The organism is Formosa sp. Hel3_A1_48 (assembly GCF_001735715.1).
In the GTDB taxonomy this organism is placed as follows: domain Bacteria; phylum Bacteroidota; class Bacteroidia; order Flavobacteriales; family Flavobacteriaceae; genus UBA3537.
The window spans coordinates 1,665,048-1,682,009 of sequence record NZ_CP017259.1; the positions used below are offsets into that span (position 1 = coordinate 1,665,048).

Here is a 16,962-nt window from a genome sequence, read left to right on the forward strand (position 1 = left end):
TGGGTATATTGTGTATGACCTCATTTACTTTGGTGTATACAGTACGCAACGAAAAAAGCCCCTAAGTACGAATACCTAAGGACTTTTTAATCACAAACAAAAAAATGTTTTTAATGTCTTAGAAGCTGTAGATCGCGGCAACAGTGAAAACTGTAGCATCTTTTTCTGATGGCAATCCTTCGATAGCATAATCATCAGAGCTGTCAAATCTTAATTCAGAAATCAGTGTAAAATTATCGTCCAACTTTGTGTTAGCAGTTAGCGTTATTGCAGTTACATCTGTGTCTCCATCAGCTTCACTTAGTGTAGTGAAAAATTCTGGTCTAACTCCTAATGCAAACTTATCAGAAAAAGAATTTTCTAAATAAAGTGCAAGACCTTGGTAACCTGATTCGCTATCGTCAGAATACGCATAGGCAGCGTTAACTCCAACATAAAATGAATCAGTTAAATCAAATCCACCAGTGTAATCTAAAAATAAGTTATCGGATGTTGAACTTTCATCAACTGTTCCGTAGATAAAGTTTAGGTATTGACCTTTGTATCCAATTTGAGCTCCAAACTGTGTGTCTCCTGTACTACTAGCATCATCACTTGTAATTGCATGTCCGTTAGTTACAGCAAATAATAATGATAAATCTTCAGAAACTGCGTAGTCTAATTTAACACCAGTGTGCGAAAACGGTCCAGCATTAAATAAATAAGATACAGAGTAGTTAAAGTTAGAAGCAGGTGAGATAACTTCGTAACCAAGGAAAGTGTTGAACTGACCTGCAGTAATAGTTACAGACTCACTCAAGTTGTAATAAGCGTATAACTGGTTAATCGCACCAGCCATGTTAGCGTCATCAGCTCTTGGACCAAAAGCGATATCAGCTACAACTCCAGACTTTGCGCCGTCATAAGAAAATACGGTGTTTGCCATACCTAATCCAAATCCGTTAGCATTATCAGGGTTAGCAATAAGTACTCCAGGTGCTCCAGCCCCGTCAACGGAATTTACTGTGCCATAAACATCAACAGATCCTGAAATAGAAAGTTTTGGTGCTTCGTCCTGTGCGGAAATTGCAAAAGTGCATGCAATCGTTAATAATGTAAAAATCTTTTTCATAATAAATTAATTAATTAGTTTTTAGTGATTAATGGCCCAAACATAGCTTATAAAATCAATAACCCCCAAAAAAATAAGGTATATAAATAAATTTTTATGTACTTAATAAAAATAACCCCTAAAAATTTAGGGGTTTAATAATAATATTTTGAAATATTGTGAAATATACATTGTTGTTTTGGGTATAAATTTGATTTTTTCAATTTTATAAGTGGATTTAAGTTTATTTAATTGGTCTTTTATTTTAAAATGTCCATGCTTAAATTTCTTAAAAAAAAAGTGTTGATAATTCAACAAAAACCAAGGGGTCTTTATACTTAAAACACATTTTAAAGCGCCTAAATTATCAAAATCATAATAATGCACAGGCCATTATTGTTGGTGCTATTATTGTCCTTATATTACATCACTATTTTGATTAAAATCATATTTTAAAATAAGCTTATGTTGAAAAAACAAGGGATGTATTTGCCAGAATTCGAGCACGATAATTGTGGTGCTGGATTTATTTGTAGCCTTGAAGGTAACAAGTCAAATGATATTATTCACAAGGCACTTCAGATTTTAGAGCGCCTAGAACACAGGGGGGCTGTTAGTTCGGATGGTAAGACGGGTGATGGCGCTGGAATTCTTACGGATATTCCACATGAACTGTTCGTTAAAGATTGCGCTTTTGATTTGCCTGAATTTGGTCAATATGCAGCTGGTAATGTCTTCCTGCCAAAAAAAGAGAATCAAAGAAATTATTGTATTTCCGTTTTTGAAAAATACATCAAGGAACAAGGACTTAAGATATTGGGGTGGAGAACTGTTCCTGTTGATGATTCGGTTCTGGGGTCCATAGCCCAACAAACGGAGCCTATGGTCAAGCAAATTTTCATTAACAAAAGCGATGTGGAGCAAAAGGACTTTGAGTTTAGATTAAAACTCTTTATCGCGCGCAAGAAAGCCGAACACGAAATATATAATTCCAAACTATCTGAAAGCAACTTTTTTTACCTCCCGAGTCTTTCAACCAAAATCATTATATACAAAGGCTTACTTATCCCTGAAGACATCAAGCTTTATTACAAAGATTTAGAAAATCCTTTATTTGTTACCCGCCTGGCATTAGTGCATCAGCGTTTTTCCACCAATACATTTCCAACTTGGGATTTAGCACAACCATTCAGATATATGTGTCACAACGGAGAAATCAACACCCTGCGCGGAAATGTATCCCGAATGCTATCACGTGAAGCTTTATTGGCGAGCAATTGGTTTGGTGAAGATATTAAATCTATTCTCCCCATTATTTTACCCAAAAAATCTGATTCTGCCTCAATGGACATGGCTGTAGAGCTGCTTTTAATGACAGGGCGTTCTTTGCCTGAAGTTATGATGATGCTCATCCCTGAAGCTTGGGAGAAAAATGATGAAATGTCTGAGACAAAAAAAGCATTTTACGAATACAATTCTTGTTTGATGGAGCCTTGGGATGGTCCTGCTTCAATTCCATTTACAGATGGAAACTTTATTGGCGCTGTTTTGGATCGAAATGGCCTAAGACCTTCACGCTATTCAGTGACAAAGGACGGATACGTTATCATGTCCTCTGAAATTGGCGTCATCGAATTGGAACCAGAAAATGTTGCTCAGCATGGTCGTTTGGAGCCTGGGAAAATGTTCCTAGTCGACATGAATGAAGGACGTATTGTGAACGACGAAGAAATCAAGGAAGATATTGCTTCAAGAAATCCTTACAGAAAATGGTTGGACGACGAGCTGGTATACCTTAAAGAAATTCCTTACAATGACTGTCCAGTGTTTCTTAATCAAGAACCTCTAAACAAAAGGAAAGTACTTTTTGGATACACTCAAGAAGATATCAACACAGTGATTCTTCCGATGGCCAACCAGGCAAAGGAACCGATCGGTTCAATGGGGAGCGATACGCCATTGGCATTATTGTCTGAGCGCCCACAACTTATATATAATTACTTCAAACAATTGTTTGCTCAAGTAACCAATCCGCCCTTGGATGGAATTCGCGAGGAGCTAATTACGGATATTAGTTTAACGCTAGGGAGCGACCATAATATTTTTGAAATTAATGAAACCCATTGCAAAAAGCTTAAAATCCAAAATCCTGTAATATCAAAACAGGATCTAGACAAAATCAAGAGTTACGATCATCCTAACTTCAAGATTACATCAGTTCCAATTTTATACGACATTAGCAAGGGGCACAACGGCTTAGAAGATGCCTTAGACGCGCTTTTAGAAACGGCTTCAACGCATGTTGATCAAGGAACTAATATCTTGATTTTGTCCGATCGTAATGTAACTAAAGATCAAGCCCCTATTCCTGCTCTTTTAGCCTGCTCGTTTATCAATAGCGGATTGCAAAAATTGGGTAAACGTTCCAAGATCAGTATCATTATAGAATCTGCTGAACCTAGAGAAGTTCATCACTTTGCTTTATTGTTTGGCTACGGTGCAAGTGCCATTAATCCGTATATGGTAAACGAAATTATCGAGGACGAAGTTTTGGCTATCGATCCAAAGGCAGATACAGAAAAGGCAATTGCCAATTACAACAAAGCAGTAGGCAAGGGGATTCTTAAAGTGATGAATAAAATTGGTATTTCTACACTCAATTCATACCGTGGATCACAGTTGTTTGAATGTATTGGGATCAACACTCAAGTTGTTGAAAAATACTTTCCAAATACAGCCACTCGAATTCAGGGTGTTGATTTACATCAACTGGAAAAAGAAATTTCAAAGCGCTATGCTTCGGCCTACACTAAAAAATCAATTGATGCGGCTCTTGACTTAGAAATGGGTGGTCAGTACCGGTGGAGAAGAAATGGAGAACATCACCTCTTTAATCCTCTCTCCATTGCCAAGCTTCAAGATTCTGTGCGTACCAATAAGCCTCAGAAGTATAAAGAGTACGCAGAAATGATCAACAACCAATCCAAACAATTGATGACTATCCGTGGATTGTTTGAGTTCACCAATTACGATCCCATCCCGCTTGAAGAGGTTGAACCTTGGACCAATATTGTAAAACGCTTTAAAACAGGAGCGATGTCCTATGGCTCAATCAGTAAAGAGGCTCATGAAAATCTAGCCATTGCCATGAACAGAATTGGTGGAAAAAGTAATTCTGGAGAGGGCGGAGAAGATCAAGAACGCTTTTATAAAAATGCTAATGGAGATTGGAAAAACAGTGCCATAAAGCAAGTCGCTTCCGGTCGATTTGGGGTTACATCCAATTATTTATCTAATGCACAGGAAATTCAAATTAAAATGGCTCAAGGGGCAAAACCCGGCGAAGGGGGACAATTGCCAGGGCCCAAAGTTAATCCAGATATTGCCAAAACACGAAATTCTACACCCTATGTAGGGCTTATTTCGCCACCACCACACCATGATATTTATTCAATTGAAGATTTATCGCAGTTGATCTATGATTTAAAATCAGCCAACCGTCAAGCACGTATCAACGTGAAGTTGGTTTCTGAAGTTGGTGTGGGCACTGTTGCTGCAGGGGTAGCCAAAGCCAAAGCGGATGTGGTTTTGATTTCTGGATACGATGGAGGAACTGGGGCATCGCCTTTGACTTCCTTAAAACACGCAGGTCTTCCATGGGAATTGGGGCTTGCTGAAGCACAACAGACTTTAGTGATGAATGACTTAAGAAGTAGAATTGTTGTAGAATGTGACGGACAGTTGAAAACTGGTCGTGATGTAGCTGTTGCCTGTTTATTAGGTGCTGAAGAATTTGGATTTGCAACCGCACCTTTAGTTGCATCCGGATGTGTAATGATGCGTGCCTGCCACCTCAATACATGCCCTGTAGGCATAGCTACTCAAAACCCTGAATTGCGTAAAAAATTCAAAGGTAAACCGGAACATGTGGTGAATTTTATGTATTTCATCGCACAAGAATTACGTGAAATTATGGCTAAACTGGGCTTTAGAACAGTTGATGAAATGGTTGGGAAAGTTGAAAAACTAGACCGCAATTCTGCTATTGAACACTACAAATCAAGAGGAATAGATTTGAGTCCTATCCTTCACAAAGTTGAGGTCGCTGATGATGTTGATATCCTGAATACGGAACAACAAGATCATCAATTGGAGCGTGCCTTGGATTTTGAAATTATCGACAAAGCACATCCCGCTTTGTTCCGCAAAGAACCTACAGTTCTAGATTTGAAAATCAATAATGAAAACAGAGCAGTAGGCGCTATTTTAAGTAATGAAATATCCAAAATATATGGTGCTCAAGGTTTGCCCGATAACACCCTTAAAATAAATTTTAAAGGGTCTGCAGGACAAAGTTTTGGTGCTTTTGCAACTAAAGGGCTCACACTCAATGTAATAGGTAATACTAACGATTATTTGGGGAAAGGATTATCTGGTGCAAAAATAACGGTTCGTATTCCAGATGAGTCCACCATCATCCCTGAGGATAACATCATTATCGGAAATGTAGCTCTGTACGGTGCTACTTCTGGAGCGGTTTACATCAACGGAAAAGCGGGTGAGCGCTTTTGTGTTCGAAATTCTGGGGCAACGGCTGTTGTTGAAGGAATAGGAGACCACGGATGTGAATACATGACTGGTGGGGTTGCTGTTATTTTAGGTGCTGTGGGGCGTAACTTTGGCGCTGGCATGAGTGGAGGTGTTGCTTATGTTTACGACCCAAAGAAAACATTTGTAAATAAATGCAATAAGGAAGGGCTTAATTTGGACCCACTTAGCGATGAGGCTCATGTTTTGGAATTAAAATCGCTCATCGAAAATCACTACAACAATACTTTAAGTCCATTGGCACAGCGCATTTTGGAACAATGGGAGACCTCAGTACAACAGTTTGTGCGTGTCCTTCCTGAAGAATACAGACAAGCATTAATAAGATTAGAAGAAGAAAACCTCGTAAAAAAATAATACTATGGGAAAGACCACAGGTTTTATGGAATACAAACGTGTAGACGAATCATACGATGCCGTAGATAAGCGTTTGAAACATTACAAAGAATTCACTATACCAGTCAAAGAAAAAGAACTCAAAAATCAAGGGGCAAGATGTATGGATTGTGGAATTCCATTTTGTCATAGTGGTTGTCCACTGGGCAATCTCATCCCTGATTTCAACGATAATGTCTATCGCGGAAATTGGGAAAAAGCGGCAAAAATACTTCATTCTACAAATAACTTTCCAGAGTTTACCGGCCGTTTGTGTCCAGCTCCTTGTGAACAGGCTTGTGTTTTAGGCATCAACGAAGATCCGGTGAGTATTGAAAATATTGAGAAAAATATTGTCGAAACTGCTTTTAACAAAGGTTGGATTAAAGCGCAAGTTCCTGCCATCAGAACAGAAAAAACTATCGCTATTGTTGGTTCTGGTCCATCTGGGCTGGCAGCTGCTCAACAGTTGAATCGCGCAGGTCATCTTGTTACTGTATTCGAGCGCGATGCTAAAGTTGGTGGATTATTGCGCTATGGTATTCCAGATTTTAAACTCGAAAAATCTGTTATTGACCGAAGAATTGATGTTTTGGAAGAAGAAGGAATCGTTTTTAAACCTAATACCAATGTGGGTGTTGATGTAACTGTTGAAGAATTGAAAACTAATTTTGATGCGGTTCTTCTTTGTGGCGGCGCTACTGCTCGACGTGTCTTGCCAGTAGATGGAGTAGACTTAAAGGGTGTTTATCAAGCCATGGACTTTTTAAAACTCAACAATGAATATGTTGATGGACTCAAATCATTTGATGATATTGTCTCTGCTAAAGGTAAAAATGTAATTGTTATTGGTGGTGGTGATACTGGTTCAGATTGTATTGGAACCTCTAACCGACACGGTGCGCAGTCCGTAACAAATTTCGAAATCCTTGACAAACCAACTGAAGGTCGCCCTGCACACCAACCCTGGCCATTTTGGCCCATGAAAATGAAAACGAGCTCTTCTCACCAAGAAGGAGTAGAGCGCCACTGGAGCGTCTCTACAAAAAAGTTTATTGGGGATAAGAATGGTCAACTCACAGCTTTAGTTACTTGCGAAGTTGAATGGATTTTTAAGGAAGGTGAGCGTCCACAATTGAAAGAGATTCCTGGTACAGAAAAGACATGGCCATGTGATATGGTTTTATTAGCTCTCGGATTTACGGGGCCTGGTTCACAGCTCGTAGATCAATTGGGTGTAGAAACTGATTTTAGAACAAATGTAAAAGCTACAACTAAAGACTACAGGACGAGTACGCCGGGTGTGTTTGCTGCTGGAGACATTCGAAGAGGGCAGTCGCTTATTGTTTGGGCTATATCAGAAGGTCGTCAAGCAGCCCACCATATAGACGCGTTTTTGATGGGTTCATCAGATTTACCGCTCAAAGATGATAATGATTTACCGCGGATTTAGTTTTCCCTATTTTGATGTACAAAAACAACTAAACCTTGAATGCTTTATAAAGTCTAAGATATATTGTATTTTCACCACGATTTATAGCCAAAAATATTGACTGTTCTAAATCTAAATTTATATACAAGTTCTACATTATGAGAAAAATCTATCTTTTAGCTGCATTATTATTAATTCTTGGTTGTCGCGATGAAGAGGTTGGTGCGGAGCTGCCAACAAACGAGGTCTCCTATGCGGTGACTGAGATTAGTTTTAAGCCTGAATTGAATGCATCTGTTTCGGATGAAATTGTTTTGGATTACGACGGCATGCAAACGTTTACGGCAGCTATTCCTTATGAGGTCAGTATCGAGAATTTGATCGCAAGTATAACACTTTCGTCAGATGGTGGATTTATTCAATTAGATGGTTCAGCATTTCAAAATGAGGTAACTGCACATAATTTCGGAAAAGAAGTTGAGCTTGAAGTTTTTAATTCTGATCAATCTAATTCTTGGAACTATACAATTCGTTTAACTTATTTCACGGGGCTTCCAATCCTCAATATCAATACTGATAATATTCCTGTAGACTCTAGAGATATGTATGTCAACGGTACATTAAACTTGTTTGGCGGATTGAATTATGACGATATCGACAACTCAGCGATTCAAATTAGAGGTCGTGGAAATTCCACCTGGTTTCTTCACCCCAAGAAACCTTTTCAGATTAAATTTGAAAGCAAAACAAATATTCTGGGTATGCCCGAGGATAGAAAATGGGTTTTACTTGCAGAATATTCCGACAAAACGATGTTGCGCAATAAACTCACCTATGAAATGGGTGCGATGAGTAGCTTGGATTATACACCCACAGGGGAATACATTGAATTATTTTTAAACAATACTCATCAAGGGACATACCTTTTGGCACAAAAAGCAGAAGAAAGCAGTAACAGGGTGCAAATTGGTGATGATGGTTATTTAATTGAAATTGATCAGCAACAAAGAGTAGATCCAGATGATGTGTTTTTTACTCCTACGATATTTACTCAAGAATACAATTCCAATGTTTTTAACATCAAGGCGCCAAATATTGGTTATGGTTCTCCAGAGTTTGAACTTATAGAAAACCACATTAATAACTTTGAATCTGTTTTATTTGGTCCAGATTTTACGGATCCTGATGCAGGATACCGTGCCTTTGTGGATTTAGATAGTTTTGTGGATTGGTTTTTAATTAACGAGATTGCCAAAACTGTAGATGCCAAATGGTATTCAAGTATTTATTTTACGTATATCCCTGGCGAAAAAATTAAAATGGGGCCTTTATGGGACTTCGATTTGTCTTACGGAAACGTGGATTATGCTGACTCTCAATACGTCGATGGCTTTTGGGTAAAAGACAATCTTTGGATCAGTAGAATGTTTGAAGACCCTTATTTTCAAGCTTTAGTTGAGGAACGATTCGATTATTATTACAACAGTTTAGGCTACTTCAATCAATTCATCGATGATACGAGTTCATACCTTAACAGTGCTCAGGAATTTAACTATGGGATTTGGCAAAGTTTAGGGGTTTATGTTTGGCCTAATCCAGTGTATTACGATACTTACGAAGAAGAAGTCACACACCTAAAACAGTGGCTTTCGGCTCGCTTAAACTGGTTAGCTCAAGAATTTTAGTCTAAGGCTTGTTTTGTTAATGTTTTTATAAATCAAATTTTTTTTTGTTCTCGTTGTATTAGATTTGTTTTAAAACTAAATAAATCTGATTTCATATGCCTGCACTCATCATTAATATTCTGACCTTTTTTATTCTTCCTTTTATGCTCATCGGTGGTGGTAATAAGCCTGCAAATGACTTTCAAGGAAAAGCTACTTATATTTCAAAATCAAGATTAGAACTAGGTACATGGGGTGCTCGAATGAGCGAAGCCCGAAAAAAACAAATAGCAGCACGCTTGAAAAATCGTTTAGAAAAAGAATTTGTTTTGGTATTTAACAAAGAAGAATCCTTATTTATAGAACAGGAGCAGCTCGATGCTATTTCTGGTGCTACCGATTCTTGGGGTAAGAATTTTGCAGCCGGTGAAAACTATAAAAATGTAAAAAGCGACAAACAGATTCAGCAACAAGAATTTTATGGCAAAAAGTTTTTAGTCAAAGACCAGTTGCAACCAATGACTTGGACGCTTGGAAATGAGACAAAAAAAATTGGGAATTACAATTGTTTTAAGGCTACGACGTTTATTCCTACAGATGATTTGCTGTGGTATTCTTTTTCTTGGTCGCGCATGCGCACAACAAACGACTCAGAAGAGAAGACGACTGAAGTAGACGACAAGTCAGTAGATATTACAGAAGTTGAAGCATGGTATACGCCTCAAATCCCTGTACGTCATGGTCCTTCAGAATATTGGGGGTTACCGGGTTTAATATTGGAAGTCAGTGCTGGTGAGACCACTATGCTATGTTCTAAAATTGTACTCAATCCTTCAGATGTCATTGAAATTGAGGCCCCTAGCAAAGGATCTGTAGTCACTAAAAGTGAATACCAAGACCTTATTCAAAACAAAATGGTGGAATTTAGAAACAACCGCATGAGACGCCGTTAGTCTAAGTAGCTTAAAGGTTTTGATTAATAATTACAGTACACCCAGCCAGTAAACACTTCGTTATCTTCGTTATTTAGCGTCAGAACATAAAAATAGGTACCCACTGGAACCAACTTTCCTTCATCTGACTGGCCAGCCCATTTTTTATCATTTGTACCTTCGAAAATACAAAGGCCATAGCGATTGTATATCTTTAAAGTATGATTAAAATGCACATCGTATAGATTCTGAATATCAAATACATCATTAAACCCATCATTATTAGGAGATATGGCCTGAGGAATTACAAGGGTACAGTTCTCTGAAACTAATAATATTGGATAGATTTCGTAACAAAGTCCTTCTTCAATACGCGCATAGATCATTTGCTCCTCACTAGAGATCATAAAAGTATTTGGATTAACAATTTCATTGTTTACGGTTTCAGCCTCTTGAAGAGAATTGAAGAAACCAATAAAATCATCACTCAGAAATTCATTGGAAGCATCAAATAAATTAACTATTGGGGTACTGTCTAGGCAATATAGGATTTCAAAATTATCTGTATAAATGGTAGGGTTTTCAATAATAATTTCCACTGCAACTAAATCCTGGCTTTCACAGTCATCTATAGTTTGCGTAATATAAACAGTAGTATCATCACTAATTTCAGTAGTTTCATCAAGCAAGGTTCCTCCGGATTGATCGGTATAAAATTTAATATTCTCACCATTGGTTTGGAGTTCTTGTAAAAGAACTGAACCACAGAAAGTTTGTGGGGTTTCTGCTGTTGGTGCAGTAGTATATGTTTCAGTAATTACAGCTGTTCTTGATGTAGAGACACAACCTGTAATGTTATCGATCGTTTCCGCATAATAGGTACCAACAGCATTAGCGGTATAGGTCAAACTGTTTGCTTGTAAAAGTTGTCCATTTGAAGCAGCATCGTACCAGTTGACGCTAGTATTTGAATTTGAGGTTACAGATAAAATCGCTTCATTTAAACTACAATCAAAACTAACATCTCCATTGTTATTTGGCGCAGGAGGATTCGGATTGATTGAGATTTGATATAAATCTGAAAGTAATATACATTGTTCATTTGATAGGTTATCTTCAAATTCAGAAACTTTTGTTCTATAAAACCCTCCAGATGTAACATTAAGATTTATATTTTGGTTTGTTTCTCCATCAATATCTTGCCATGTTACACCATCTGAACTTTCTTGCCACTGATAAAAATGAGATGTAAAAACTGCAAAATCAGGAGTAGAAGTTAAGGTTGTGGCATAGGGTGTTTCGCTATTACAAATTGTTAAAGAAGTATTATCTAATTCATCTGTTACGACTACATTATCTCCACAAGTTTTGAATTCAATATCATCTATTACTAAGTCATTTCCACAGCCGCCCCCGCCATTGTTAAGCATTTTTAAGACAACAGATTGTTGGTTTTCTAGAGTTTGAAAAACTAAACCAAACTCACCCCATGTAGGAGCTGCTGTTGCATAAATATCTCCAGTATCTCCACTTGCTATAAGTGTAGTTTCGTTGCTGTCCCATATTTGAAATTTGACATTAATTGGAATTTCGATTCCCAAATCAACGCAAAATCCAGGAACTTTCAATAAATTCAACAGCCAGGCCGAAAATTCATAAGTTGTAAATTCGCATAATCCAGTTACAGTTGTTTTATAAAATTCTCCCGCTGTAAAATCTGCATTCACAATAAGAAATCTTCCGTTGCTATCATTAGGTGTATGATCTTCAATTTCTTGCCAATCATATGGATTCCCAAAAGTGCTATTTCGTACAGTATAAAAACTATCGTTTGGAAAACCAGTAGAATACAAATAAGTTGTAGTTCCATTTGGTAGTGGGACACTGCCTGGTCCTGCTCCAAAGTCTTCTACAAAAATAGGAGCACCAGAATTTCCGTTACAAAACCCTAATTGCGCATAAACAGATAAAAATGAAAAAAGTAATAATAAATAAGAAAAAATATGTTTCATAATTGGTTAATGTGAATTTATGATTATTCTAACTATCTAAAATAATTACGAAAAAAAACTTAAGTTTAATAAATAATTTTAGAGTTGCTAAATAAACAGTCATTTTTATATTTTAAATAGAATAATTGTTGTTTTTAGAAAATCATTGTAAGGAAATAATGTGGATTTTAGGTTTGGTTAATTTTATTTAGTTTATTTTGCCAAATTAATATTTTAATTTTGTTTTGTCAGAATAAACAGTTAAAAAATCATTTTAATAATACATATTTTTTTATCTATTCACAATTTCATTTATGCATATTAAATTTTACTCACTTTTTACGCTTTTATTTTTTTATAGTTGTTCTGAATACAGCCCTGCTAGTGAACGCCCTAAGAACGTTATTTTGCTCATCAGCGATGGTACAGGCTTATCACAAATTTCTTCAGCCTATTTTTATAAAGAATCTGAAGTAAATTATTCAAGATTTCAACACATAGGACTCATTACGACCAGCTCTTCAATAGAAGATATTACAGACTCAGCTGCCAGTGCTACTGCCTTTTCTTGTGGTCAAAAAACCTACAATGGAGCTATCGGCGTTTTGGAAGATTCAAAGCAACTAGAAAATATTGTCGAAATTGCTTCATTAAAAGGGGTGAAAACAGGTCTTGTGGCCACCTCGTCCATCACACATGCTACGCCAGCCTGTTTTTATGCTCATGTTTCTGATAGAGACTACGAAGATGAAATAGCTTTACAACTTACCAAATCAGAAATTGATTATTTCGCAGGTGGAGGGGAGAAGTTTTTTAATCAACGAGCAGATGGTTTAAATCTTATTGATTCTCTTCAATCGAATGGGTTTACCACCAATACAAGCGCATTGACTTCATTTGATAAAATCAAATCAAACACAAAACAAGCTTTTTTACTTGGCGCTGAAGATATGCCGAAAATGAGTGAGGGCAGGGGCGATTTCTTGTCAGAAGCTACCTTGTTGGGTGTGCAGTTTTTACATCAAAATAACACCCCTTTCTTTTTGATGTCGGAAGGCTCACAAATAGATTGGGCAGGACACGATAATGATGCCCCTTATTTGATCTCTGAGCTTATCGATTTTGACGAGCTTATTGGGGCAGTATTGGATTTTGCTGCTCAGGATGGAGAAACCTTGGTGGTGGTAACTTCAGATCACGAAACGGGCGGATTTACACTTTCGGGTGCCCCTTACCGGACAAGCGAAGGTAAAATTTACGACAGCTATAACAAACTCGATCCTCGATTTTCTACTGGTGGACATTCGGCGACACTAATCCCAGTTTTTGCGTATGGTCCAGGTGCAGCACAATTTTCTGGAGTGTACGACAATACAGATATTTTTCACAAAATCATTGAGCTCACTGAATGGGGTATGGATTAAATCGATACTCTTTAGATTTATAATTTTATTTCAAAACGCAATCAATATTCTTTTAATTACCTTAACTTTATACAGTCAAAACACAACGCATGGATATCGATATCATCGTAAAGAGTACTAAAGAGTTTGAAATCTGTAAAAATGACGAAGTCGTTATAAAAGGTTTTAAACCAAAATGGTATTCCTCTGCATCGCATTTCTTTTTTAATAATCAAACTTATGAAATTAAAAAGAAGGGTTTTTTCAGTTCTGAATATAACATTTTTAAAAGTGGTAAACTGAGAGGAGAATTTGTCCATAATTGGAAAACTGGGTATTCTTTTAAGTTGTTGGATGCCAACAAATCAACACACAGTTATTCGATGAAAGTTGAAAAGCCGAATGGCTGGCTCAAGAATGATCTTTTATGCACTCTTTATGACGATAATAACAACGCCGTTTTGTCACTTAGATATGTATGGAAAAAATGGAAAGCTTCCATGCAAGCTGAAATTGTAGATTCTGTTTATGAAAATTACGAGCTTCTTGTCTATACCTTAATGCTTTTCAAGTTATATCAGCAAGCACAATCTGCTGGGGCTGGAATGATTTCTTATTAAAAGATTAGTTGTATAAAGCAAGCAACTATTTTTTTATATATTTAAGTACTAATTTAAAAACTTAAAAAATGAAAAGAATTATTGCATTTACGGTATTATCTCTAATGGTCACATCTTGTAATTTCAAAGCTAATGAAGCTGATGAGGTTTCTAATGAACCGGTGGTGATTGGATCAGTTACAATGGAGGATGGCAGCAGCAATCCTGTCCTCGTTGGAGAAACCAAGAATGAGCAAATTTGGTTAGATTACATCAAAGCGCACAACGACAGAGACTTAGATAAAATAGCTGCTGTTAATGCAGAAGATTGGGAAGGTTATACACCTGATGGAGGCGTGATTAAAGGCAATGATAAACATATCGAATTTTTGGCTTCTTGGTTTGAGTCCTCTTCCCCAAAATGGAAGGTCAATTGGATGATTGCCAATGCAGCTGCGGACGAAGATGGTGTGATGACGCAATGGTTAACTACAGGAAACGAATACACCACTACGGATGAAGATGGGAATGAGGTTTTGGAATACCATGTTCATGATATTCAATTTGTTGGCGATAACATCAAAAAAATCAATGTATATTCTAGAATGAAGCCAGCAGAATAGCATTATTTTGTTCTATAAAAAAGCCCAACAGATTATGTTGGGCTTTTTTTTGACTAATTCAAAAAACACTATTGTGTTGAGATAGTTAATGGAAATTGTAGATTAACTTCGTCTTCACCGACTCCATTCCAAACATCATCTGGCATACCATCTGCATCTTTTTCAGGTTCGTGAACTAACATAACGGAAAGTTCTCCTGTGCCTGCAACACCAACTAGTGAAAATTGTTGACCAATTGGATCTTCATTTGCATCAAAATCTTCATAGGCTAAACTGTTTAGTACCAAGCCTCCGAGTCCAGAGTAAAAGAATAGGTGGTCAATATCTCCTCCTTCGCCTGGTTCTAAAATTTCATTGGTAACGATATACTCTTCATCATCAATTGGAAGTGTGTTGTTATAGAGTTGAATTTCTCCACTGTAAAATCCTTCAGGAATTGAAGTAACTCCCGAATAACCAGCTGTAATATTTCCAACTGCGTAATCAGGGTCTTCCCAGCGCATTTCATACTCCACGTTATTTGTATCGGTCAAAGTTACGACTACTGTAGTGATTACTTCCAGCTCTTCCACTGGAGCTGGATCATCGTCATCAGAACACCCTGTGAATACAAGTGATAGAATAAGCATTGGAAATAGTAAAATTTGTTTTTTCATTGTTTTGGTTTTAAAATTAATAATTGAGTTTAAGATTTAATAAAAAATTTCTACCTAGATCATCAGCATAATAACGCAATAGATTTAGGTAGCTTCTGTAGGAGGTATTTAATAAATTTGTCACCTCTAATCCTACTTTTAGAGCTGCTGTTTTCGATACTTTAAAATCCATACTACCGTTTAACTTTAACAAATGATATGCGTTTGGTGGTGTGCTTATATCGAGTGTTTCTGTTGTTTCTAGTACTGGAATATAGACTTCAAAATTATTATCTGGGTACTCATTTTGAGCAAACACATATTCGCTCTCTAAGGATAATTTCAGATTGTTTAATTTTTGATTAGAATATGAAATTTGATTTTTTGTATTGACAGGTGGCATATTTATTAAAGGCAGATTGTTGCCTCGTTCATATCCTTTGACTAATGATAATTGATGAGTGAATTTCAAAGCCTTGTTTAAATTGTAGCTGGCATCTATATCCACACCAAAAAGTTGTACTTCGGTTTGTCGGTATTCCCAAACTTGAAAATTTCCTCTAATAGTCTCTCTTAAGCCAATTGGTTCAATTAGAATAAAATCTTGAATAAGGTTGTAGAACGGGTTGACTGAGAAATTAAAGCGTTCACTTTCGAACCTATACGTCAAATCCGTTTTATGTCCAATTTCAGATTTAAAACGCAAGTCACCTAATTCAATTCGAGCTATGGCGTGGTGTAAACCATCGCTAAAAAGCTCAGAGGGGTTAGGCGCTCTGGAAGCCATTGATTGGTTGAAGAACAGGGACGAATTTTCACTAATATTATAGTTGAATCCTAGAGTTGCTGAAAGATTATTAAACTCCAGTTTTGGGTTAGTGAGTAATTGGGTGCTTAACTCATTCACTACAATATCAGGAAATAAAAGATCATATCCACGTTCAATCCATACCGAGGTTTTGTAATATTTAAAAGCATCTATAAAACTATAATCAAAACGAATTCCAGATTCTACTTGCCATTTGTCATTAATTTTATAATCTCCAATAATGTAGACTCCATAATCATATTTATCATAGTCTGGAATTAATCGTCTTATTCCAGTATCTGGATTGGCGAAATTTGTTTGAAATCGGCCCATTATTCCGTACTTAAGTTCTAAGGCGTCATAAGCCTTTTTAACATCCACCAAAACAGTATGGGTGTCCAGTTCCAAATCTAATGCCGGCGTATCTCGATCATTCCCTCTTCGAATGTCGTACTCGAAGCGTTTATTTTTTTGATAATCGTATTGAAAATTCACTCTACCTAGGCTTTCGAAATTTTTAAACCCTTTAATACGAGCAAGCTGATGTTTTACATCTTGATTGGGGTACTCAATATCATAGGTAAAGTTTCTGATTATTAGCGGCTCGCTACTGTTTATAGCTCTTATTTGAGAGGAGGCATTAGCAGCATGTGCGGAGCGTAAAATACCTATAGTTGTATTGTAATAGGAATAATACCCTTCTAAGCCATAATCAAATCGATTCAATCCCAAACGAAAGGAAAGGTCTTTTTCCATTAAAGCTGTATTACTCAAAATATAGTCGGCAGATTCTACATCTCCA

11 protein-coding genes are annotated in these 16,962 nt (G+C 36.8%); 7 read left to right on the forward strand and 4 right to left on the reverse strand.

Going from position 1 to position 16,962, the window contains the following annotated elements; genetic code table 11:
* Positions 1–118: 118 nt before the first annotated feature.
* Positions 119–1,111 carry an outer membrane beta-barrel protein gene (locus FORMA_RS07515; RefSeq protein WP_069675078.1) on the reverse strand — a complete coding sequence of 331 codons (993 nt, stop codon included), beginning with the start codon at positions 1,109–1,111 and terminating at the stop codon, positions 119–121.
* Between the two features lie 444 nt (positions 1,112–1,555).
* On the opposite strand from FORMA_RS07515, the gene gltB reads away from it, so the two are divergent.
* From gltB to FORMA_RS07535, 4 genes are all read left to right on the forward strand, one after another.
* Complete coding sequence (gene gltB / locus FORMA_RS07520) at positions 1,556–6,055, forward strand: glutamate synthase large subunit (protein ID WP_069675079.1); 4,500 nt, start codon at positions 1,556–1,558, stop codon at positions 6,053–6,055.
* Positions 6,056–6,059: 4 nt separating this feature from the next.
* Positions 6,060–7,526, forward strand: a complete 1,467-nt coding sequence (locus FORMA_RS07525) for a glutamate synthase subunit beta (protein WP_069675080.1) — start codon at positions 6,060–6,062, stop codon at positions 7,524–7,526.
* A gap of 137 nt (positions 7,527–7,663) precedes the next feature.
* Positions 7,664–9,190, forward strand: coding sequence for a CotH kinase family protein (locus FORMA_RS07530; RefSeq protein ID WP_083236581.1), 1,527 nt, complete (start codon positions 7,664–7,666; stop codon positions 9,188–9,190).
* 95 nt (positions 9,191–9,285) lie between these two features.
* On the forward strand, positions 9,286–10,122 hold the full coding sequence (locus FORMA_RS07535) for a GLPGLI family protein (protein WP_069675082.1): 837 nt from the start codon (positions 9,286–9,288) through the stop codon (positions 10,120–10,122).
* Between the two features lie 23 nt (positions 10,123–10,145).
* On the opposite strand, the gene FORMA_RS07540 is transcribed toward FORMA_RS07535, so the two are convergent.
* Complete coding sequence (locus tag FORMA_RS07540; RefSeq protein WP_069675083.1) at positions 10,146–12,113, reverse strand: gliding motility-associated C-terminal domain-containing protein; 1,968 nt, start codon at positions 12,111–12,113, stop codon at positions 10,146–10,148.
* Between the two features lie 293 nt (positions 12,114–12,406).
* Between FORMA_RS07540 and FORMA_RS07545 the strand changes: the two genes are divergently transcribed.
* The 3 genes from FORMA_RS07545 to FORMA_RS07555 all read left to right on the forward strand — a co-directional run bounded on the left by FORMA_RS07545 (position 12,407) and on the right by FORMA_RS07555 (position 14,717).
* The gene (locus FORMA_RS07545) at positions 12,407–13,516 is read left to right on the forward strand and encodes an alkaline phosphatase (RefSeq protein WP_069675084.1); all 1,110 of its coding nucleotides are present in this window, start codon (positions 12,407–12,409) and stop codon (positions 13,514–13,516) included.
* An 89-nt stretch (positions 13,517–13,605) separates the two neighbouring features.
* Positions 13,606–14,115, forward strand: a complete 510-nt coding sequence (locus FORMA_RS07550) for a hypothetical protein (protein ID WP_069675085.1) — start codon at positions 13,606–13,608, stop codon at positions 14,113–14,115.
* A 68-nt stretch (positions 14,116–14,183) separates the two neighbouring features.
* Positions 14,184–14,717, forward strand: a complete 534-nt coding sequence (locus FORMA_RS07555; protein WP_069675086.1) for a nuclear transport factor 2 family protein — start codon at positions 14,184–14,186, stop codon at positions 14,715–14,717.
* A gap of 68 nt (positions 14,718–14,785) precedes the next feature.
* On the opposite strand, the gene FORMA_RS07560 is transcribed toward FORMA_RS07555, so the two are convergent.
* Both FORMA_RS07560 and FORMA_RS09380 read right to left on the reverse strand, forming a co-directional pair.
* On the reverse strand, positions 14,786–15,373 hold the full coding sequence (locus tag FORMA_RS07560; RefSeq protein WP_069675087.1) for a hypothetical protein: 588 nt from the start codon (positions 15,371–15,373) through the stop codon (positions 14,786–14,788).
* 16 nt (positions 15,374–15,389) lie between these two features.
* Positions 15,390–16,916 carry a TonB-dependent receptor domain-containing protein gene (locus tag FORMA_RS09380; protein ID WP_231924980.1) on the reverse strand — a complete coding sequence of 509 codons (1,527 nt, stop codon included), beginning with the start codon at positions 16,914–16,916 and terminating at the stop codon, positions 15,390–15,392.
* Positions 16,917–16,962: the final 46 nt, after the last annotated feature.